Here is a 20,153-nt window from a genome sequence, read left to right as displayed (position 1 = left end):
GTGGCACGCGCGTCGTATTCGCTTCCTCACGTAGAGTGCCGAAGGTGTCCGTCCGACCCGTAACTCTTTCGAGTGACCATCGTTGAGAGTGCGAAGGCGGTTGAACGAAGAAGTTCCCGGACAGGTGTCCGAGAGCATCGACCGCACAGGTGACGATACGTACCAGCCTGGAGGCTCAAGGTGACGCGCATCAGCAGCTGCGGAGGGCGGTCATGACTTCCGTCCTCGTCTGCGACGACTCCCCGCTTGCCCGAGAGGCGCTCCGTCGCGCGGTTGCCACCGTGCCCGGCGTCGAGCGTGTGACGACGGCTGCCAACGGCGAGGAAGTCCTCCGCCGCTGGGGTGCCGACCGCTCCGACCTGATTCTGATGGATGTACGGATGCCGGGGCTGGGCGGTGTGGAGACGGTGCGCCGGCTGCTCTCGGCCGATCCGGGCGCCCGCATCATCATGCTGACGGTCGCCGAGGACCTGGACGGGGTGGCCCTCGCGGTCGCCGCCGGCGCCCGGGGCTATCTGCACAAGGACGCCTCGCGCGCCGAACTGCGGGCCACGGTCACCCAGGCACTCGCCGACCCGACCTGGCGGCTGGCCCCGCGCCGGCTCCGCTCGGCCGAGATGGGCGCCGCGCCCACGCTCACCGCGCGCGAGATCCAGGTGCTGGAGGGCATGAGCCACGGCCGGTCCAACGCGGAGATCGGGCGCGAGCTCTTCCTCTCCGAGGACACGGTCAAGACGCACGCCCGCCGGCTGTTCAAGAAGCTGGGCGCCTCGGACCGGGCGCACGCCGTGGCGCTCGGCTTCCGCTGGGGCCTGGTCCGCTGACCGCGAGCCCGCAGGCCGGACGCTGAGAGCGGTCCCGTCCGCCACCGGCGGGCGGGGCGGCCCCTCGTACGCCCGGCCGCGTGCCGATGCGCACGCCGTCCCGCGCACCCTCCGAGGGCCGGTCGGCGGCGCTCCGGTTCCGGCAGCCCCCGGCCGCCTTCGGCAGTCCCCGGCCGCCCCCGCGCGGCCCCTCGCGTGCCGGGTGTCCGCCCGCGGCGTTCTCGTCCGTTCCGGTCCCGCCGTACCCGGTGCGCACCCGGGGATGGGCGGGGCACAATCGGGGAACGTGTCGCTTCGCGCGCGATGCCGCATGCTTGAGGTGTGGCGCATTTTCTGGGATGGGGCCTCGGGGACTATTCGGTCGAGCGGGAGGGGAGGGCGCAGTGACGAGCTCAGGCGCACCCGCTCATAACGCTTCGACGCACAACACGGGCCGTGGCGGCGCGAATGCTCCGGCGCCAAGGCACCATGGATTGATGCGCGACGACGAGGCCCAGGGGTCACCCACGGCCACAGGCTCCACCGGCGCCGCCAAGAGCGGCAGCGCCGGGGCCGTCAGCGCGCTCGTACGCAGAGCGGTCGAGGGCGACGAGCAGGCGACGCACGATCTGCTCGCCTTCGTGCACCCGCTGGCCATCCGCTACTGCAGAACGCGGCTCTCGCGGCTCCCCGGCGACGCCCGCCACTTCGTGGAGGACCTCGCGCAGGAGGTCTGCGTCGCCGTCCTGATGGCGCTGCCGCGCTACCGGGACACCGGCCGCCCCTTCGAGGCCTTCGTCTTCGCCATCGCCGCGCACAAGGTCGCCGACCTCCAGCGCGCCGCCATGCGGCATCCGGGCAGTACGGCCGTGCCCTCCGACGAGATGCCGGAGCGGCCGGACGACTCGCTGGGTCCGGAGGAGCGGGCGCTGCTGAGCAGCGACGCGGCCTGGGCCAAGAAGCTGCTGGCCAACCTTCCGGAGAACCAGCGCGAGCTCCTCGTGCTGCGGGTGGCGGTCGGCCTGACGGCCGAGGAGACCGGGCAGATGCTCGGGATGTCCCCCGGCGCGGTGCGGGTGGCGCAGCACCGCGCGCTCAGCCGGCTGCGCGCGCTCGCCGAGCAGTGACGCCCCGGATCCCGCAAGGCTCGTAGGAACAGACGAAACTTCTCCTTGACCTTGGTCGTGGAATGAGACGCGTCGGGATCCCGTTAGCATGGACATCCGCGCTGAGCAAGACCATTTGGGAAGGTGTCATGACCGCCGACGGAGTGCCCGACAAATTCGCCACGCTCGGACTGACCTACGACGACGTGCTGCTGCTGCCGGGCGCGTCGGACATGTCGCCTGACGCGATCGACACCTCCTCCCTCATCTCGCGCAACGTCCGGGTGAACGTCCCGCTGCTGTCCGCCGCCATGGACAAGGTCACCGAGGCCCGCATGGCCATCGCGATGGCCCGCCAGGGCGGCGTCGGCGTACTGCACCGCAACCTGTCGATCGCCGACCAGGCCAACCAGGTCGACCTGGTCAAGCGCTCCGAGTCCGGCATGGTCACCGACCCGATCACGGTGCACCCGGACGCGACGCTGGGCGAAGCGGACCAGCTGTGCGCGAAGTTCCGCATCTCCGGCGTCCCGGTCACCGATGCCGCCGGCAAGCTGCTCGGCATCGTCACCAACCGCGACATGGCCTTCGAGTCGGACCGCAGCCGCCAGGTGCGCGAGGTCATGACCCCGATGCCGCTGGTCACGGGCAAGGTCGGCATCTCCGGTGTGGACGCCATGGAGCTGCTGCGCCGCCACAAGATCGAGAAGCTGCCGCTGGTGGACGAGGCGGGCATCCTCAAGGGCCTCATCACGGTCAAGGACTTCGTCAAGGCCGAGAAGTACCCGAACGCCGCCAAGGACAAGGACGGCCGCCTCCTGGTCGGCGCCGCGGTCGGCGTCGCCGGCGACGCGTACGACCGCGCCCAGGCGCTGATCGAGGCGGGCGCCGACTTCATCGTCGTCGACACCGCCCACGGCCACTCCCGCCTGGTCGGCGACATGGTCGCCAAGATCAAGTCGAACTCCTCCGTCGACGTCATCGGCGGCAACGTCGCCACCCGCGACGGCGCCCAGGCGCTGATCGACGCCGGCTGCGACGGCATCAAGGTCGGCGTCGGCCCGGGCTCCATCTGCACGACCCGCGTCGTCGCCGGCATCGGCGTCCCGCAGGTCACCGCCATCTACGAGGCCTCCCTCGCGGCGAAGGCGGCCGGTGTCCCGGTCATCGGCGACGGCGGCCTCCAGTACTCCGGCGACATCGCCAAGGCGCTCGTCGCGGGCGCCGACACGGTGATGCTCGGCTCGCTCCTCGCGGGCTGCGAGGAGTCCCCGGGCGAGCTGCTCTTCATCAACGGCAAGCAGTTCAAGTCGTACCGCGGCATGGGCTCGCTCGGCGCGATGCAGTCCCGCGGCGACCAGCGCTCCTTCTCCAAGGACCGCTACTTCCAGGAGGGCGTGGGCGGCGACGACAAGCTCATCCCCGAGGGCATCGAGGGCCAGGTCCCGTACCGCGGCCCGCTCTCCGCGGTCGTGCACCAGCTCGTGGGCGGCCTGCGCCAGTCGATGTTCTACGTCGGCGGCCGCACGGTGCCCGAGCTCCAGGACCGCGGCCGCTTCGTCCGCATCACCTCGGCGGGGCTCAAGGAGAGCCACCCGCACGACATCCAGATGACGGTCGAAGCGCCGAACTACAGCCGCAAGGGCTGAACCGACAGCGCCCGAAGGGGGCGGGTCCATCCGGACCCGCCCCCTTCGCCGTGCCCGCGCGTGCGTCCGTACAGCGGGCACCGGAACGCGGGGCGCCGGGGTTCGGGGATACTGGACGGGCAGACCCAGAGGAAAGGCCACCACACGTGACTGAGATCGAGATCGGGCGCGGCAAGCGCGGCCGCAGGGCGTACGCGTTCGACGACATCGCCATCGTCCCGAGCCGGCGTACGCGGGACCCGAAGGAGGTCTCGATCGCCTGGCAGATCGACGCCTACCGCTTCGAGCTCCCGTTCCTGGCCGCCCCCATGGACTCGGTCGTCTCCCCGCAGACCGCCATCCGCATCGGCGAGCTCGGCGGCCTCGGCGTGCTGAACCTCGAAGGCCTGTGGACCCGGTACGAGGACCCGCAGCCGCTGCTCGACGAGATCACGGGGCTGGACGAGGACGCCGCCACCCGCCGTCTCCAGGAGATCTACTCCGCCCCGATCCAGGCGGACCTGATCCGGCAGCGCATCAAGGAGGTGCGCGACTCCGGCGTCGTCACCGCCGCCGCGCTCTCCCCGCAGCGCACCGCCGAGTTCTCCAAGGCCGTCGTCGACGCGGGCGTGGACATCTTCGTGATCCGCGGCACCACCGTGTCGGCGGAGCACGTCTCGGGCGCCGCCGAGCCGCTGAACCTGAAGCAGTTCATCTACGAGCTCGACGTCCCGGTCATCGTCGGCGGCTGCGCCACGTACACGGCGGCCCTGCACCTGATGCGCACCGGTGCGGCGGGTGTCCTGGTCGGCTTCGGCGGCGGCGCGGCGCACACCACGCGCAACGTGCTCGGCATCCAGGTCCCGATGGCCACCGCCGTCGCGGACGTGGCCGCGGCCCGCCGCGACTACATGGACGAGTCCGGCGGCCGTTACGTCCACGTCATCGCCGACGGCGGCGTGGGCTGGTCCGGCGACCTCCCCAAGGCCGTCGCCTGCGGCGCCGACGCCGTGATGATGGGCTCCCCGCTGGCCCGTGCCACCGACGCGCCCGGCAAGGGCCACCACTGGGGCATGGAGGCCGTCCACGAGGACGTGCCGCGCGGCAAGAAGGTCGACCTGGGTACGGTCGGCACCACCGAGGAGATCCTCACCGGCCCGTCGCACACCCCGGACGGCTCGATGAACCTGTTCGGCGCCCTGCGCCGCTCGATGGCCACCACGGGCTACAGCGAGCTCAAGGAGTTCCAGCGGGTCGAGGTCACGATCGCGGACTCGCAGCACAGCCGCTGACCCGCACGCCGTACGCGGCACGCCGCACGTACGCGAAGGGCCGGCTCCCCGGATCGGGGAGCCGGCCCTTCGGCGTTCGGCCGGTCGGAGCCTCAGTCGCTGGCCTTCTTCGCGGCGCCGAAGGCCACGAAGCCGCCGATGGCGAGGAAGACGTAGTCCATCGCGTCCGCGCCCTCCTGCCAGATGTCGTTCAGACCGCCGACGCCCGCCTTGTCGAGGACCTCGCCGAGGCCGACGTTGCCGTAGTCGGCCAGGGCCAGCGCGATGAAGAACAGCTGGCCGAGGTAGACGGCGCCGAGGGAGAGCACCACGCCGACCACGGGGAGCACCGGGTTCTTGCCGCCGGCCTTGCCGGCGGCGAAGCCGATCAGCAGACCGACGCCGACCGCCGCGTAGCCGACCTGGCGGTCGATCGCGTTCATGATCCCGCCGTACGCGGCGGCCGCGACCAGAGCGGCGACCACGGCCGCGGCGATGCCCAGGCCCAGGTTGCCGGTGCGCGCGGGCTCGGCGGGGTACGGGACGGCGGGGGCCACGACGGGTGCGCCGGACTCGGGCGCGGGCGGCTGGGTGTGCTGGCTCAAGGTGAAGATCCCCCCCAGGGATTCGGGCATACGCGTGTCCTCGGAGGTCGCCGAGGACGTATGGACGAGATAAGAGTCGCCGCAGGCTAGCAGGCGGCTCCGACATCCGCTGGAGCGTTTTTTGGGCGCGGTGCGGTGCGGTCCGGCCCGGTCAGAGCCGGTGTGCCGCGCCCGCCGGACTCGCCCCGCGGGTGTCCAGCAGCAACTGCGCCTTCACGGCGAGGCCTTGGAGGTCGTAGGTGCGGTGGTGCTGGAGCAGGATCGTCAGGTCGGCGTTCGCGGCGGCCTCGTACAGCGATTCCGCACGCGGCACCGGCCGGTCCCTGACGCGCCATCCGGCGACGAACGGGTCGTGGTAGCTGACCAGCGCCCCGAGGTCGAGCAGGCGGCTGGCGATCTCACGGGCCGGCGAGCCCTCCTGGTCGGCGAGGTCCGGCTTGTAGGTGACGCCGAGCAGCAGGACGCGGGCGCCGCGGGCCGATTTCCCGTGCTCGTTCAGCAGGGTGGCGGAGCGTTGGATGACGTACTGGGGCATCCGGCCGTTGATCTCCTGTGCCAGTCCGACCATGCGCAGGGGGTGGCCCGGGGTACGGGTGGTGTGGGGGAGGTAGTTGGGGTCGAGGGGGACGCTGCGGCCGCCGACCCCCGGGCCGGGCCGGAAGGCCTGGAACCCGTACGGCTTGGTCTCGGCGCAGCGGATGACGTCCCAGAGGTCGACACCGAGGTCGTGGCAGAGCACCGCCATCTCGTTCATGAGGGCGATGTTGACGTGGCGGTAGTTCGTTTCGAGGAGCTGGACCGTCTCCGCCTCGCGCAGGCCGCGCGCCCGGACCACCTTCTCGGTGAGGCGGGCGTAGAAGGCGTGCGCGGACTCGGTGCAGGCGGGGGTGAGGCCGCCGATCACCTTGGGGGTGTTGGCGATGCCGTGCGTCCGGTTGCCGGGGTCGAGCCGGCTGGGGGAGTAGGCGAGGTGGAAGTCCCGGCCGGCGCGCAGTCCGGAGCCGGTCTCCAGGATGGGTCGCAGGTAGTCCTCGGTGACGCCCGGGTGGGCTGCGGATTCGAGGATGACGGTGGTGTGCGGGCGCAGCCGGGCGGCGAGCGTGCGCCCCGCCTCGCCGACGGCGGAGAGGTCGAGCGCGCGGTCGGCGCCGAGGCCGGTGGGGGCGCAGATCACGGCGGTGCGGACCCGGCCGAGTTCGGCGGGGTTGTTGGTGATCCGGAAGCCGGCGGCCGACATGCGGCGGATCTCGGCGGCGGTGAGGGTGGAGTCGGTGGCGTTGGCGGCGGTGGTGGCCGTGGTCCCGGTGGGGCCCGTGGCTCCGGCGGGTCCTGTGGCTGCGGCTGTCGCCGGACCGCTGTCGTAGCCGACCGTCTCGATTCCGGCGGCGACGGCCGCCTGGGCCAGCGGGAGGCCGAGGTGGCCGAGTCCGATGACGGCGAGATCTGCGGGCATGGGGTGCCGTCCCTTCCCTGACATGCATGAGGGGGCTGGGTGCGCAAGCCCTGTGGACCGTGCAGGTGGAGTGTGGAGCTGGCGCGATGTCAGACTAGGCGTATATATGACCGATGTGTCGTATTACGGGGTGATGGTCACTGTTGTGTTGTCCACAGGCGGTGGCTGATGTCGGTGCGGCGGGTCAGAATCGTGAGCGGGGGATGTGAGCGGGGTCACCCGCACCGAGCAGGGACGACCCGCACCAACGGGAGGCAGCCGTGAGGACAGCGACACTGGGGCCGGTCCAGCGCGAAGAGGCGCTCGCCGAGATGGCCGAGCGGGAACTGGACCTGCTGGTGGTGGGCGCGGGCGTGGTCGGCGCGGGCACCGCGCTCGACGCCGCGACCAGAGGCCTCTCGACGGGGCTGGTGGAGGCCAGGGACTGGGCGTCCGGCACCTCCAGCCGGTCGAGCAAGCTCATCCACGGGGGCCTGCGCTATCTGGAGATGCTCGACTTCGCTCTCGTGCGGGAGGCCCTGAAGGAGCGCGGTCTGCTGCTGGAGCGGCTGGCTCCGCACCTGGTGAAGCCCGTGCCGTTCCTGTATCCGCTCCAGCACAAGGGCTGGGAGCGGTTCTACGCCGGATCGGGCGTCGCGCTGTACGACGCGATGTCGGTCTCCAGCGGGCACGGTCGGGGGCTGCCGGTGCACCGGCACCTGTCGCGCAAGCGCGCGCTGCGGGTGGCGCCGGCGCTGCGCAAGGACGCGCTGGTGGGGGCGCTGCAGTACTACGACGCCCAGATGGACGACGCGCGGTACGTGGCGACGCTGGTGCGCACGGCGGCGGCGTACGGGGCGCAGTGCGCCAACCGGGCGAGGGTGGTCGGATTCCTGCGGGAGGGCGAGCGGGTCGTCGGGGCGCGCGTGCAGGACGTGGAGGGCGGCGGGGAGTACGAGATCCGCGCGCGCCAGATCGTGAATGCGACCGGGGTGTGGACGGACGACACGCAGGCGCTGATCGGGGAGCGCGGGCAGTTCCACGTCCGGGCGTCGAAGGGCATCCATCTGGTCGTACCGAAGGACCGGATCCACTCCTCGACCGGGCTGATCCTGCGGACGGAGAAGTCCGTGCTGTTCGTCATCCCGTGGGGCCGCAGCTGGATCGTGGGCACGACGGACACGGACTGGGACCTGGACAAGGCGCATCCGGCGGCGTCGAGCGCGGACATCGACTACCTGCTGGAGCACGTGAACTCGGTGCTGGCGGTGCCGCTGACCCGGGACGACGTGCAGGGGGTGTACGCGGGCCTGCGGCCGCTGCTGGCCGGCGAGTCGGACGCGACGAGCAAGCTCTCGCGCGAGCACACGGTGGCGCATCCCGTGCCGGGGCTGGTGGTGGTGGCGGGCGGCAAGTACACGACGTACCGGGTGATGGCGAAGGACGCGGTCGACGAGGCGGTGCACGGGCTGGACCAGCGGGTCGCGGAGTGCGTGACGGAGGACGTGCCGCTGGTGGGGGCGGAGGGGTACCGGGCGTTGTGGAACGGGCGGGCCGGGATCGCGGCCCGGACGGGTCTTCATGTGGTGCGGGTGGAGCACCTGTTGAACCGGTACGGCTCGATGACGGACGAACTGCTGGACCTGATCGCGGCGGACCCGGGTCTGGGGCAGCCGCTGGGCGGTGCGGACGACTACCTGCGGGCAGAGGTCGTGTACGCGGCTTCGCACGAGGGGGCCCGGCATCTGGACGACGTCCTGACGCGGCGGACGCGGATCTCGATCGAGACGTTCGACCGGGGGACGCGTTCGGCGCGGGAGTGCGCGGAGCTGATGGCTCCGGTTCTCGGGTGGGACAAGCAGCAGATCGAGAAGGAAGTGGAACACTACGAGAAGCGGGTGCAGGCGGAACGGGAATCGCAGCGGCAGCCGGACGACCAGACGGCGGACGCGGCGCGGCTGGGGGCGCCCGACATCGTTCCGTTGTAACTCCGGGATGCGGAGGGGGGAACCGCGGACCCGGGGCGCCCGTCCGTTGCGGAGTGAGGAACAATGAGGGTTCTGCCGGGGCGGGTTACCGGGGATCCCCGGGGCAGCAGGCGGCACGATCGCAGAGGGGACGCATGTCGAAGCCGGAGCACACCGAGTCGCCTGCGGCGAAGCAGGACGCTACGCGTGCCGAGTCGCCTGCGGCGAAGCGGGACCTGAGCGCGGCCGGGGCGGAGCCGGAGGCTGCGAACACCGACGCGTCGCCCGCGGCCGACGCCGCCGAGGACGGGAAGTCCGCCCGCGAAACGGCAGGGGACGCCGCGCCCGAGGACGCGAAGCCGGACCCGGCCCCGGGCAAGCCCGACCTGGGCAAGCCCGATCCGGGCAAGCCCGCGGCCGCGTCCGCCTCCCCGGCGCGGCCGAAGGGCAAGGCGCCGGCCACGCCCACGCCCGCGTCCGGGGCCGCCGCCGGCGGTAAGCCCGCTTCCGGCGGGGCCGGTGACGGATCGCCCGCGGCGAAGCCGCAGGACGCCGGGCCCACGGCCGAGGCCGCCGAGGGCAGTGCGCCCGAGGGTGCGAAGCCGGACCTGGGCAAGCCCGCGGCCGCCAGAGCCGGCGGCGCCTCCCGAGGCGCGGAGCCGGAGGCCGGGGCCAAGGCCGATGACAAGAAGGCCGGCGCGGTCAATCCCGTCGTCGAGAAGGCCGATGCCGTTGCCGCCGCCGTCAAGGCCGCCGCCGCCAAGGCCGCCGAGGGCGGACACGACGAGGGCCGGCTGCTCGCGCGTCGCTACCGGCTGCGCGAAGTGCTCGGCAAGGGCGGCATGGGCACCGTCTGGCGCGCCGAGGACGAGACCCTCGGCCGCACGGTCGCCGTCAAGGAACTCCGCTTCAGCACCGGCGTCGACGAAGACGAGAAGCGCCGCCTCATCACCCGCACTCTCCGCGAGGCCAAGGCCATTGCGCGGATCCGCAGCGGCGGCGCGGTCACCGTCTTCGACGTCGTCGACGAGGACGGCCGCCCGTGGATCGTCATGGAGCTCATCGAGGGCCCCTCGCTCGCCGAGTTCATCCGTGAGAACGGCCCGCTGACCCCCCATCGCGCCGCCGAGGTCGGCCTCGCCGTCCTCGACGTCCTGCGCGCCGCGCACGGCCAGGGCATCCTGCACCGGGACGTGAAGCCCTCCAACGTCCTCATCGCGCGCACCGGCCGCGTCGTCCTCACCGACTTCGGCATCGCCCAGGTCGAGGGCGACCCCTCCGTCACCTCCACCGGCATGCTCGTCGGCGCCCCCTCGTACATCTCCCCGGAGCGCGCCCGCGGCCAGAAGCCCGGCCCTCCCGCCGACATGTGGTCCCTCGGCGGACTGCTGTACGCCGCCGTCGAAGGCGTGCCCCCGTACGACAAGGGCTCCGCGCTCGCCACCCTCACCGCCGTCATGACCGAGCCGGTGGAACCGCCCAAGAACGCGGGTCCGCTGACCGAGGTCATCTACGGCCTGCTGGCCAAGGACCCGGCCCGCCGCCTCGACGACGAGCGCGCGCGGGTGATGCTCACCGCCGTCGTCAACGCGCCGGAGCCGGTGGCCGCCCCCGTCCTCGCCCCGGCCGTCGAGGAGACCCGCCAGATCTCGCTCGCCGACGCCAAGGAGGCCGCGGCCAAGGCCACCGCCGAGAAGGCCGCGGAGAAGGCCGCTGAGAAGGCGGAGAAGAAGGAGCGCGAACGGCTGGAGCGCGAGCAGCGCGACCGGGCCCGCGCGGCGCTGAAGGCGACCCGCAAGGCCGCGGCCGCCGCCGCGGCGGCCGCGGCGGCCACGGCGGCCTCGGCGGCCGAGTCCCCGGCCCCCGCGCCGGCGCCGAGCAGGCCCTCGCCGGTCGCGGCGCCGCTCACCGACGTCATGTCCCGCCGCACCATCGCCCTGGCGATAGCCGGTGTGGTCGTCGCGCTCGCCGTGATCGGTTCGCTCATCGCGTACGCGTTCAGCGGTGACGACCCGAAGGACAAGAAGAAGGAAGAGGGCAAGGGCGGTCCGGGTACGGCGGTGTCCGGCAGCCCGAGCCCCGGCTCTTCTCCGAAGACCGGCGAGACCAACGCCACCTCGGGCAAGGGTGGCACCGGCACCGGAAACGCCGACGGCGGGGCCGGCAGCGAGCCGAGTCAGGGGCAGTCCCCGGGCGCCCAGCAGGGCCAGAGCCAGGGCCAGGGGCAGAGCCAGGGGCAGGGCTCCTCTCCGGGCAGCCCCGGAGCCGGACTCCCCGACGGGTACGCGAAGGTGACGGACCCCGGGTTCCACTTCTCGATGGCGATGCCGACGGGCTTCAAGGTGACGGGCATAGCCGGGGAGAACTCCGGCGCGATATACAGCCGCGACGGCGGCTTCCCGCGCATCCAGGTCGACTACACCGCCAGCCCCGGCAACGACGCCCGCGCCGCCTGGGCCGAGGCCGTCGCCGGAACGGCGAGCGGCAGCACCAACTACCGCACGATCCGCATCGACGCGACGGAGTACAACGGCTACCCGACCGTCGCGGACTGGGAGTTCGAGCGGGAACAGAAGGGCATCAAGGTCCGCGTGCTCAACCGCGGTTTCAAGGTGGACGCGAAGCACGGCTACGCCATCATGATCAGCTGTCCGGCGGACCAGTGGGACGCCCCGGAATGCACGACGATGCGCAACACGGCGTTCCAGACGTTCCAGCCCCTGGGCTGACCCCTCCTCCTCCGCCCCGCCGTCCCGCCGCCCCTCCGCCCCGCCTCCTGCGGCCCCGCTTCAACTCCGCCCCCGGCACGGTCGGGTGACGAGCCTTCGCAGGCTCGGGACGCGGGCGCCCTGCGCGACGTATCGTGGCAGTGGGGCCATGGGGGACGTGCGCCCCGGCACTCGGGGGAGGCGAAGTGGAGGACTACGCGGGCCGGATCCTGGCCGACCGCTACCGTCTGCCGCTTCCGCCGTCGGACGAGTACGAACTGGTCGAGACCCGGGCCTTCGACACGCGCAGCGGGCAGGAAGTCCTGGTACGGCAGGTGCCGTTGCCGGAGGTGGTGGACGCCGAGCTGCTGGACGGGGACGCGTCGGCCGCCGGCGGGCCGCACCCCGCCGTGTCGGCCGGGCGCCGGGCGGTGGGGGATCTGCCGGCCGTGCGCCGGGCGATCGCGGCGGCGCAGGCGGCCGCGTCCGTGCCGGACCATCCCCGGCTGGACCAGGTCTTCGACGTGTTCGCCGAGGGCGGGTCGCTGTGGATAGTGAGCGAGTTGGTGCCGGCGCGCCCGCTGGCGGCGCTGATCGCCGATGAACCGCTGAGCCCGTACCGGGCGGCGGAGGTCGCGGCGGACGTGCTGACCGCGTTGCGGGTGCTCCACGCGCACGGCTGGACACACCGGAACATCACGGTCCGGACCGTGTTGATATGCGATGACGGCAGGGTCGTCCTGACGGGCCTGGCGGCGGGCGCCGCGGAGGACGCCCTGTGCGGCTACGACCCGATCCCCGCGGAGTCCGCGCTTCCCGCTGCCGAGACCTGGGACGCGCCGCCGCCGGCCAAGGGCTGGGCCACGGGGCCGAGTTCCGGTGGCGGTCCGGGCCGGAGCGCGGCCCCCGGCCCGGAGTCCGGCCTCGGCGGGGCGCCGGGGCGCGGTGCGCCGCCCGCGCCGTCCGTGCACGCGGGTACGGCCGCCCCGGGCGGTGACCCGGGTCGGGGCACGGGGCCCGAGATGTGGCGGGACTCGGACTCGGACACGGACGCACCGGGCGACGGCCGCGGCCGGGGCACCCGGCCCGCCGCTCAGCCCGGCGCGGGGCTGGCCGTACGGGGCGAGTCGGCAGGCGACGGCGTGGACGGCGGCCCGGGCGCGGGCGGTTACGCGCCGCTCGTGGCGCCGGGGTACGACACCGGGCCGCGCTACTCCGACCACATCACCCCCCGGGTGCCGGGGGAGCGGCCCGACCTCAAGGCCGCCGCCCGCGCTGGGGCCATCGCCGCGTACCGGGCGGGGGCGCAGGCGGCCGCCGCGCGCGTCACCGAGCAGCGCAAGAGCGGCTCCGAGCCCGCGCCGGAGCCGAGGCCGCAGGGTTCGAAGCTCCCGCAGGGCTACTCTTACCCGTACGGGGGACCGGACGGCGACGGCCGTGCGAACGCGCCGTGGCACGGAGCCACCCCGCGCCGGCAGGCCGCGCTTCCGCCCGCCGAGCCGACGGAGCCCGGGCAGGAGCCGCAGCCGGTGCGGGAGTCGGTACAGGAGCCGCACCCGGTACAAGAGCCGCACCCGGCACAGGAGCCGGTGCGGGAGCCCGAATCGCGGCCCGACCCTCCGATGCGCACCGCGCTGCCCGCCCAACTCGCCCTGCCCGAGGGCTACCACCAGGCCGAAGCCCCCGACCCGACGGCCTACCTCCGCCCGGGCCTGCCCGGACAGCCGGCGCCTCAGGCCGACCGGGCCCGGACGCGGCGGCCCGAAGGCCCGGACGCGGGCGCGTACGTGCTGCCCGGCCCGCCCCGGCCGTACGGCGCGCAGGGCCCGAGCATGGCTTCGTACCTGCCGTCCGGCGAGCCCGACCGGCCCGAGCCCGACCGGCCCGAGCCCGACCGGCCCGAGCCGAGCGGCTCCGACGGCTCGGACACGGGCGCGTACCCGCTCCCCGGGCAGCCGCAGGCCCGGCCCCTGCCGGGGCGGATCCAGCCCGGTCGGTCCGCGCCCGAGCCCACCCGGTCCGCGCCGCCCACCCCGCCCGCGCCGCCCGCTCAGGGCGCCGACGCGAGCTGGGGCGGCCTCCGGGGGCTGGGAGCCGAGCGGGCCCGGCTGACCCGGATGGCCGTCGTCGGGGCCGTCACCGAGCGGTGGGCACCCGAGCAGGCCGGGTCCGTCACCGGGCCCTGGCAGCTGGCCGCGCCCATCGGCCCCGCCACCGACCTCTGGGGACTCGGCGCACTGCTGTACCGCGCCGTCCAGGGGCACGCCCCGTACCCCGAGGACAACGTCACCGAACTGGTCGACATGGTCTGCGCCGAGTCCCCGGCCTTCGCCGAGGAGTGCGGCCCGCTGCGCCCCATCGTGGAGTCGCTGCTGCGCCAGGACCCCACCGAGCGCCCCGACTTCGAGGAGCTCCGCGGCTGGCTGCGCTCGCTCGTGCGCTCCGCCCCCGAGCCGGACGGCGGCCACGCCGCGCTCCCGATGCCGGAGCCGGACCCCGCGCGGCTGCCCGTCGTACGCCGGCGCGGCGACCTGCACGGCCGCCACCGCAATCCCGCCGCCTCCCGCAAGCCCCGCGCCCTCGGCCGGAGCCTGCTCCTCGGCGTCCTGGTCCTGCTCGCCGGGGCCGTCGCCTACGCCGTGTTCTTCCTGCCCGGGACGTCCGGACAGGAGCCCGCCGCCGTCGCCAAACCCCCCACGCACGGCCCGTCCACCTCGCCCTCGGGATCCTCGAAGGAGTCGCCGAAGGAGTCGCCGAAGCCCTCGGCCGGGCAGCCCTCCGCCGCCCCGGTCCCCGCCCCGCCCGGCTACACCACCCAACAGGACCCCGAGCACTTCGAGATCGCGGTGCCGGGCGGCTGGGAGCGGCGCGGGATGAACGAGGCCGGGCAGGTGAGGTACACCGACGGGCAGTACGTCCTGACCGTCGTCCCCGGCCGGGACAAGGTCGAGGGCAGTCCCGACCCGGCGACGTACCAGAAGGACAAGGAGCCGGAGCTGGCCCCGTACCGGTCCTCCACGTGGGCCAGCGGCGGCGACGTCAAGACCACGAAGGTCGGCAACCAGCTCCGCGTCACCGGCCGGTACACCTGGATCGACGGCAACGGCCGCAGCGTCGTCGCCCGCAATTTCGTCGTCGCGCTCGGCGGCAGCTACCACGTCGTCATGGTGACCGGGCCACAGGACGGAGAGGGCAAGGTCACCGAGGTCTTCGAAAAGGCCACGGGGAGTTACAAATCGGGTGGTTGAGGCCGACTGACGGTGACTCAGTACGGCGATTGCGTCACAGTGCACCCGGAACCGAGGCTTCACGGTTCCAGGAGCCCCGAGCGCTCCGTAATCTGGCCCGAAGTGCACAGAGTGGCGGGGTTTCGTGGAACAGCAGACAGGCGCGGGTGCGGTGCTCGCAGGCCGGTACCGGCTCGTGGAGCCCATCGGCAGCGGCGGCATGGGCAAGGTGTGGCGCGCGCATGACGAGCTGCTGCACAGGACCGTCGCCGTCAAGGAACTGACGGCGGGTCTGTACGTGGCCCAGGCCGATCGGGAGGTGCTGCACGCCCGGACCCAGAAGGAGGCCCGGGCCGCGGCCCGGATCCAGCACCCGGCGGTCGTGGTGGTCCACGACGTACTGGAGCACGACGACCGGCCGTGGATCGTCATGGAGTACATCGACGGGCCCTCCCTCGCGGACGCGGCCAAGGCGGCCGGCCGGATCGAGCCCGCCGAGGCGGCCCGGATCGGTCTGCACGTCCTGGGCGCGCTGCGCGCGGCGCACGCGGTCGGCGTCCTGCACCGCGACGTCAAGCCCGGCAACGTGCTGCTCGCCAAGGACGGGCGGGTCCTGCTCACCGACTTCGGGATCGCCGCGATCGAGGGCGACTCCTCCATCACGCGAACCGGCGAGATCGTCGGCTCCATCGACTACCTGGCGCCGGAGCGGGTCACCGGCGGCACCCCCGGCACCTCCTCCGACCTGTGGTCGCTGGGCGCGACCCTGTACACGGCGGTCGAGGCGCGCTCGCCCTTCCGCCGCACCTCGCCCATCTCCAGCCTCCAGGCCGTCGTGAACGACGAGCCGCCGGCGCTGCGCCAGGCCGGCGCCCTGGGCCCGGTCATCACCGCCCTGCTGCGCAAGGACCCCGAGGAGCGGCCCTCGGCGCAGGAGACCGAGCGGATGCTGATCGAGGCCATGGAGGGCCGCCAGCCCAAGGCGGCGCAGGCGTACGTACCCACGCGCGCCGTGACTCCGGAGGAACTCGCCGACGCCGCGGACGCGGAGGAGGCGCGGCAGCCCGAGGCGGCGCCCGCTCCCGCCCCGGCCCCGGCCCCCGCAGCGGACCAAGGGCGCACGGCGGCCCTGCCCGAGCAGCCCGGTCCCGGGCCCGAGGCCGCCGGCGGCGGCTGGGTCAAGCGGGCCACCGCCATCGCGCTCGTGGCGGCGCTGGTCGGCGGCGGCGCCGTCTTCGGCGTCCTGAAGTTCACCGGTGACTCGGAAGACGGGAAGGGTGCGGGCTCCGACAAGAACACGAGCGCCCCGGACCAGCAGGGCGGCGGCGGTGGTGGTGCTGGTGGTGGTGGTGAAGAGGCCGCGCCGCCGGAGGGCTACACCCAGGTCACCGACCCCACCGGCTTCACCCTCTTCGTCCCGGCGGGCTGGAAGCGCCAGATGGACGGCGACCAGATCGACTACACGCCGGACAACGGGAAGCACTTCATCCGCATCGCCGCCGACCCGACCCCGGACTACCGGGACCCGTACGCGCACCTGCTCGACCTGGAGACGCAGGTGGCGAAGCGGACGGACTACAAGAAGCAGAAGCTGAACCAGAACACCTTCCGGGACAGCACCCGGTCCGCGATCTGGGACTTCAGCTGGATGGAGAAGGGCACGCACGCCGGGCCGCGCCGGGCCATCGAGCAGATGTACATCGCCCCGGACGGCACCGAGTACGCGGTCTACATGTCGAGTCCCGTCGCCGACTGGAACACGACGCGCCAGCAGTTCGACGTCGTGCTCAGCGGCTGGAAGCCGCCCGCGAAGCCCTGATCCCGTCATCCTGCCAGCGATCGCTGGCAGAAATGGCAAAATCCGGTTACCGACGGGTACCCAAAGCCCTCCCGGCGGAATACGCTCACCGCCATGACGGACTCGCAGGCCCCGGCCCCCCTCCGCAGCGCACCGCAGCCCACCAACCCGGTCGCCCCCGCCCCGGCCGGTGCCCGTACCGCCGCCGACGTGGTGACCCCCGACCTGGTCACCCGGCTCACCCGCGGAGTGATCGGCTCCGGCCGGACCGCCAACCACACCCCCTTCACCGGGGCCAAGCTGGCGGACCTCCCCGAGGCCACCCCCGAGGACGTCGCCGAGGCCTTCGACCGGGCCCGCGCCGCCCAGGGCGCCTGGGCCGCCGTGCCCGCACGCAAGCGGGCCGCCGTGCTCCTGCGCTTCCACGACCTGGTCCTCGCCCGTCAGGCCGAGGTGCTCGACCTCATCCAGCTGGAGACCGGCAAGGCCCGCCTGCACGCCCACGAGGAGGTGCAGGCGGTCGCTGTCGCCGCCCGCCACTACGGCAGGAAGGCGCCCTCGTACCTGCGTCCCAAGGGCCACACGGGCGCCATCCCCACCCTCACCAAGGTCACCGAGCTGCGCCAGCCGCGCGGGGTCGTCGGTCAGATCGCCCCGTGGAACTACCCGCTCGAACTCTCCGTCGGCGACGCGCTCCCCGCCTTCGTCGCGGGCAACGCCCTCGTCATGAAGCCCGACACCGAGACCGCGCTGACCGCCCTGTGGGCCCGCGACCTGCTGATCGAGGCCGGACTGCCCGCCGAGGTCTTCCAGATCGTCCTCGGCGAGGGACCCGTCGTCGGCCCCGAGGTGGTCCGGCACGCCGATTACGTCTCCTTCACCGGCTCCACCCGCACCGGCCGCGAGGTGGCCCGGGGCGCGGCCGCCCGCCTGGTCGGGCTCACCCTCGAACTCGGCGGCAAGAACGCCATGCTCGTCCTCGCCGACGCCGACATCGAGAAGGCGGCCGCGGGCGCCGTCCGCGCCTGCTTCTCCTCCGCCGGCCAGCTCTGCATCTCCATCGAGCGCCTCTACGTCCACGCCTCGGTCGCCGACGCCTTCGTCGAGCGCTTCGCCGCCCGTACGAAGGCCATGCGGCTCGGCGCCTCCCTCGCGTACGGGGCCGACATGGGCTCGCTGGTCGGCGAGCGGCAGCTGGAGACCGTACAGCGGCACGTCGACGAGGCCGTCGCCAAGGGCGCCACCCTGGTCGCCGGCGGCACCGCCCGCCCCGACATCGGCCCGCTCTTCTACGAGCCGACCATCCTCGACGGGGTCGAGGCGCCGATGGCGGTCTGCGGCGAGGAAACCTTCGGGCCGGTCGTCTCGATCTACCGGTTCACCGACGAGGACGAGGCGATCGCGCAGGCCAACTCCACCGCGTACGGGCTCAACTCCAGCGTCTGGACCAAGGACGCCCGCCGCGGCCACGCCGTCGCCGCCCGCCTGCGCACCGGCACCGTCAACATCAACGAGGGCTACGCCCCCGCCTACGGCAGCGCCCAGGCCCCCATGGGCGGCATGAAGGACTCCGGCCTCGGCCGCCGGCACGGCTCCGAGGGCATCCTCAAGTACACCGAGGCCCAGACCGTCGCCCACCAGCGGCTGCTGCCGATGGCGCCCTCGCTGGGCATGGACGACGAGAAGTACGCGGCGTTCATGACCCGCAGCCTCAAGGTCATGAAGACGCTCCGATTCCGTTAGGCACCACCGCTCGGGAGGCACCGCAGTGTCGGACAACACCGACGAGAACGCGTACGAGAACGGCAGCGAGCACGCGTACGACTACGACGTGATCGTCATCGGATCGGGCTTCGGAGGGTCGGTCTCGGCACTGCGGCTCACCGAGAAGGGCTACCGGGTCGGCATCCTTGAGGCCGGGCGCCGCTTCACCCGCGAGAGCCTGCCGAAGAACAGCTGGGACCTGCGCAACTACCTGTGGGCCCCGGCCCTCGGGCTGTACGGGATCCAGCGGATCCACCTGCTCGGCAACGTGATGGTGCTCGCGGGCGCCGGGGTGGGCGGCGGCTCGCTCAACTACGCCAACACGCTGTACGTGCCGCCCACCGCCTTCTTCGAGGACCGGCAGTGGGCGTCGATCACCGACTGGCGCGAGGAACTCGCCCCGTACTACGACCAGGCCAAGCGGATGCTGGGCGTACGCCTGAACCCCACGATGACCCCCTCCGACGTCCACCTGAAGGCCGCCGCCGAGAAGATGGGCGTCGGGGGCTCCTTCCACATGGCCCCGGTCGGCGTCTTCTTCGGCGACGGCGCGGACGCCGAAGCCGGGGGCGGCCGCACGGCCGCGCCCGGCGAGGAGGTCCCCGACCCCTATTTCGGCGGAGCCGGCCCCTCCCGCAAGGCCTGCACCGAGTGCGGCGAGTGCATGACCGGCTGCCGGCACGGCGCGAAGAACACCCTGAACGAGAACTACCTCCACCTCGCCGAGCGCGCCGGAGCCGTCATCCACCCGATGACCACCGTCACCGCGCTCGCCGAGCACCCCGAGGGCGGATACCGCCTCCGCGCCGTCCCCACCGACGCCCGGCGCCGGGGCGTCGCCAAGGAGCTGCGCGCCCGGTACGTGGTCGTCGCGGCGGGCACGTACGGCACCCAGACCCTGCTGCACACCATGAAGGACAACGGGCTGCTCCCGCGCGTCTCGGACCGGCTCGGCGAGCTGACCCGGACCAACTCCGAGGGCATCGTGGGCGCGCAGACCGACGACCGGCGCTACCGCAGGCGGCACGGGCAGGGCCCCGGCGAGGGGGAGCGGGCCGACTTCACCCGGGGCGTCGCGATCACCTCGTCCGTGCACCCCGACGCCGACACCCACATCGAGCCCGTCCGCTACGGCAAGGGCTCCAACGCCATGGGGTTCATGACCGTCCTCCAGGTGCCGTACGGCAGCCACCGGGTACGGGCCTGGTTCGCGCGCACCGCCAGGCACCCGCTGCAGCTGGCGCGCTCGCTCTCCAACCGGCGCTGGTCGGAGCGGACGATCATCGGGCTGGTCATGCAGTCGCTGGACAACTCGCTGACGACGTACCGCAAGCCCGGCGGCCTCGGGAAGGGGCTGCTCACCGCCCGCCAAGGGCACGGCGCCCCGAACCCGGTGCAGATCAAGGAGGCCACCGAGGCGGCGACCCTGCTGGCCGAGGAGATCAACGGCTTCCCCGGCAGCAACGTCGGCGAGCTGATGGGCACGCCGCTGACCGCGCACTTCCTCGGCGGCTGCCCGATCGGGGCCTCCGCACAAGAGGGCGTGGTGGATCCGTACCACCGGCTGTACGGGCACCCGGGCATCTCCGTGGTGGACGGCTCGGCGGTCTCCGCGAACCTCGGGGTCAACCCCTCGCTGACGATCACGGCGCAGGCGGAGCGGGCGATGTCGTACTGGCCGAACAAGGGCGAGCAGGACCCGAGGCCGGAACAGGGCGCGGCCTACACCCGCCTGGCCGCGGTGGAACCGGCCCGTCCGGCGGTCCCGAAGGAGGCCTTCGGCGCGCTGCGACTGCCGCTGCTGCCGGTGCCGGAGGTTCCGAAGAAGGTCTGACACGTGTCGC

Annotated in this window: 12 protein-coding genes; 10 read left to right on the top strand and 2 right to left on the bottom strand. The window is 73.2% G+C overall.

Features of this window, described 5'->3' with window-relative positions:
- The first annotated feature begins 212 nt into the window (after nucleotides 1-212).
- The 4 genes from AB0M92_RS02475 to AB0M92_RS02460 all read left to right on the top strand — a co-directional run bounded on the left by AB0M92_RS02475 (nucleotide 213) and on the right by AB0M92_RS02460 (nucleotide 4,829).
- Entirely contained in the window at nucleotides 213-824 is a 612-nt protein-coding gene (locus AB0M92_RS02475; RefSeq protein ID WP_003948568.1) for a response regulator transcription factor, read from the top strand.
- A 476-nt stretch (nucleotides 825-1,300) separates the two neighbouring features.
- On the top strand, nucleotides 1,301-1,930 hold the full coding sequence (locus tag AB0M92_RS02470) for a sigma-70 family RNA polymerase sigma factor (RefSeq protein ID WP_030864315.1): 630 nt from the start codon (nucleotides 1,301-1,303) through the stop codon (nucleotides 1,928-1,930).
- A gap of 128 nt (nucleotides 1,931-2,058) precedes the next feature.
- Nucleotides 2,059-3,558, top strand: coding sequence for an IMP dehydrogenase (guaB, locus tag AB0M92_RS02465; protein WP_366100226.1), 1,500 nt, complete (start codon nucleotides 2,059-2,061; stop codon nucleotides 3,556-3,558).
- Nucleotides 3,559-3,704: 146 nt separating this feature from the next.
- Nucleotides 3,705-4,829: a GuaB3 family IMP dehydrogenase-related protein gene (locus AB0M92_RS02460; protein WP_366100225.1), complete on the top strand. Its 1,125-nt coding sequence runs from the start codon at nucleotides 3,705-3,707 to the stop codon at nucleotides 4,827-4,829.
- A gap of 92 nt (nucleotides 4,830-4,921) precedes the next feature.
- Here the strand turns inward: AB0M92_RS02460 and AB0M92_RS02455 are convergent, their stop codons facing one another.
- Together AB0M92_RS02455 and AB0M92_RS02450 are read right to left on the bottom strand one after the other, a co-directional pair.
- Nucleotides 4,922-5,443: a hypothetical protein gene (locus tag AB0M92_RS02455; protein ID WP_366100224.1), complete on the bottom strand. Its 522-nt coding sequence runs from the start codon at nucleotides 5,441-5,443 to the stop codon at nucleotides 4,922-4,924.
- A 121-nt stretch (nucleotides 5,444-5,564) separates the two neighbouring features.
- Nucleotides 5,565-6,866, bottom strand: coding sequence for a nucleotide sugar dehydrogenase (locus AB0M92_RS02450; RefSeq protein WP_366100223.1), 1,302 nt, complete (start codon nucleotides 6,864-6,866; stop codon nucleotides 5,565-5,567).
- A gap of 260 nt (nucleotides 6,867-7,126) precedes the next feature.
- Between AB0M92_RS02450 and AB0M92_RS02445 the strand changes: the two genes are divergently transcribed.
- From AB0M92_RS02445 to AB0M92_RS02420, 6 genes are all read left to right on the top strand, one after another.
- Entirely contained in the window at nucleotides 7,127-8,833 is a 1,707-nt protein-coding gene (locus AB0M92_RS02445; protein WP_366100222.1) for a glycerol-3-phosphate dehydrogenase/oxidase, read from the top strand.
- Nucleotides 8,834-8,967: 134 nt separating this feature from the next.
- Nucleotides 8,968-11,541, top strand: coding sequence for a protein kinase (locus tag AB0M92_RS02440; protein WP_366100221.1), 2,574 nt, complete (start codon nucleotides 8,968-8,970; stop codon nucleotides 11,539-11,541).
- Nucleotides 11,542-11,726: 185 nt separating this feature from the next.
- Nucleotides 11,727-14,768: a serine/threonine protein kinase gene (locus AB0M92_RS02435; RefSeq protein WP_366100220.1), complete on the top strand. Its 3,042-nt coding sequence runs from the start codon at nucleotides 11,727-11,729 to the stop codon at nucleotides 14,766-14,768.
- A 124-nt stretch (nucleotides 14,769-14,892) separates the two neighbouring features.
- Entirely contained in the window at nucleotides 14,893-16,566 is a 1,674-nt protein-coding gene (locus AB0M92_RS02430) for a serine/threonine-protein kinase (RefSeq protein WP_366100219.1), read from the top strand.
- Between the two features lie 93 nt (nucleotides 16,567-16,659).
- The gene (locus AB0M92_RS02425) at nucleotides 16,660-18,288 is read left to right on the top strand and encodes a succinic semialdehyde dehydrogenase (RefSeq protein WP_366100218.1); all 1,629 of its coding nucleotides are present in this window, start codon (nucleotides 16,660-16,662) and stop codon (nucleotides 18,286-18,288) included.
- A 25-nt stretch (nucleotides 18,289-18,313) separates the two neighbouring features.
- Nucleotides 18,314-20,143: a GMC family oxidoreductase gene (locus AB0M92_RS02420; RefSeq protein ID WP_366100217.1), complete on the top strand. Its 1,830-nt coding sequence runs from the start codon at nucleotides 18,314-18,316 to the stop codon at nucleotides 20,141-20,143.
- The last annotated feature ends 10 nt before the right edge of the window (nucleotides 20,144-20,153 follow it).

The sequence above is a fragment of the Streptomyces sp. NPDC051582 genome (assembly GCF_040681715.1).
Classification (GTDB): Bacteria; Actinomycetota; Actinomycetes; order Streptomycetales; family Streptomycetaceae; genus Streptomyces.
The sequence above is the reverse complement of the archived record's forward strand: the minus strand, read 5'-3'. Positions and strand labels throughout refer to the sequence as shown.

What these genes read in the sequence shown, in the direction of transcription:
- AB0M92_RS02475 (WP_003948568.1), top strand. Translation starts at nt 213, where the DNA reads ATGACTTCCGTCCTCGTCTGCGACGACTCCCCGCTTGCCCGAGAGGCG.
- AB0M92_RS02470 (WP_030864315.1), top strand. Translation starts at nt 1,301, where the DNA reads ATGCGCGACGACGAGGCCCAGGGGTCACCCACGGCCACAGGCTCCACC.
- guaB (WP_366100226.1), top strand. Translation starts at nt 2,059, where the DNA reads ATGACCGCCGACGGAGTGCCCGACAAATTCGCCACGCTCGGACTGACC.
- AB0M92_RS02455 (WP_366100224.1), bottom strand. Translation starts at nt 5,443, where the DNA reads ATGCCCGAATCCCTGGGGGGGATCTTCACCTTGAGCCAGCACACCCAG.
- AB0M92_RS02450 (WP_366100223.1), bottom strand. Translation starts at nt 6,866, where the DNA reads ATGCCCGCAGATCTCGCCGTCATCGGACTCGGCCACCTCGGCCTCCCG.
- AB0M92_RS02440 (WP_366100221.1), top strand. Translation starts at nt 8,968, where the DNA reads ATGTCGAAGCCGGAGCACACCGAGTCGCCTGCGGCGAAGCAGGACGCT.
- AB0M92_RS02425 (WP_366100218.1), top strand. Translation starts at nt 16,660, where the DNA reads ATGACGGACTCGCAGGCCCCGGCCCCCCTCCGCAGCGCACCGCAGCCC.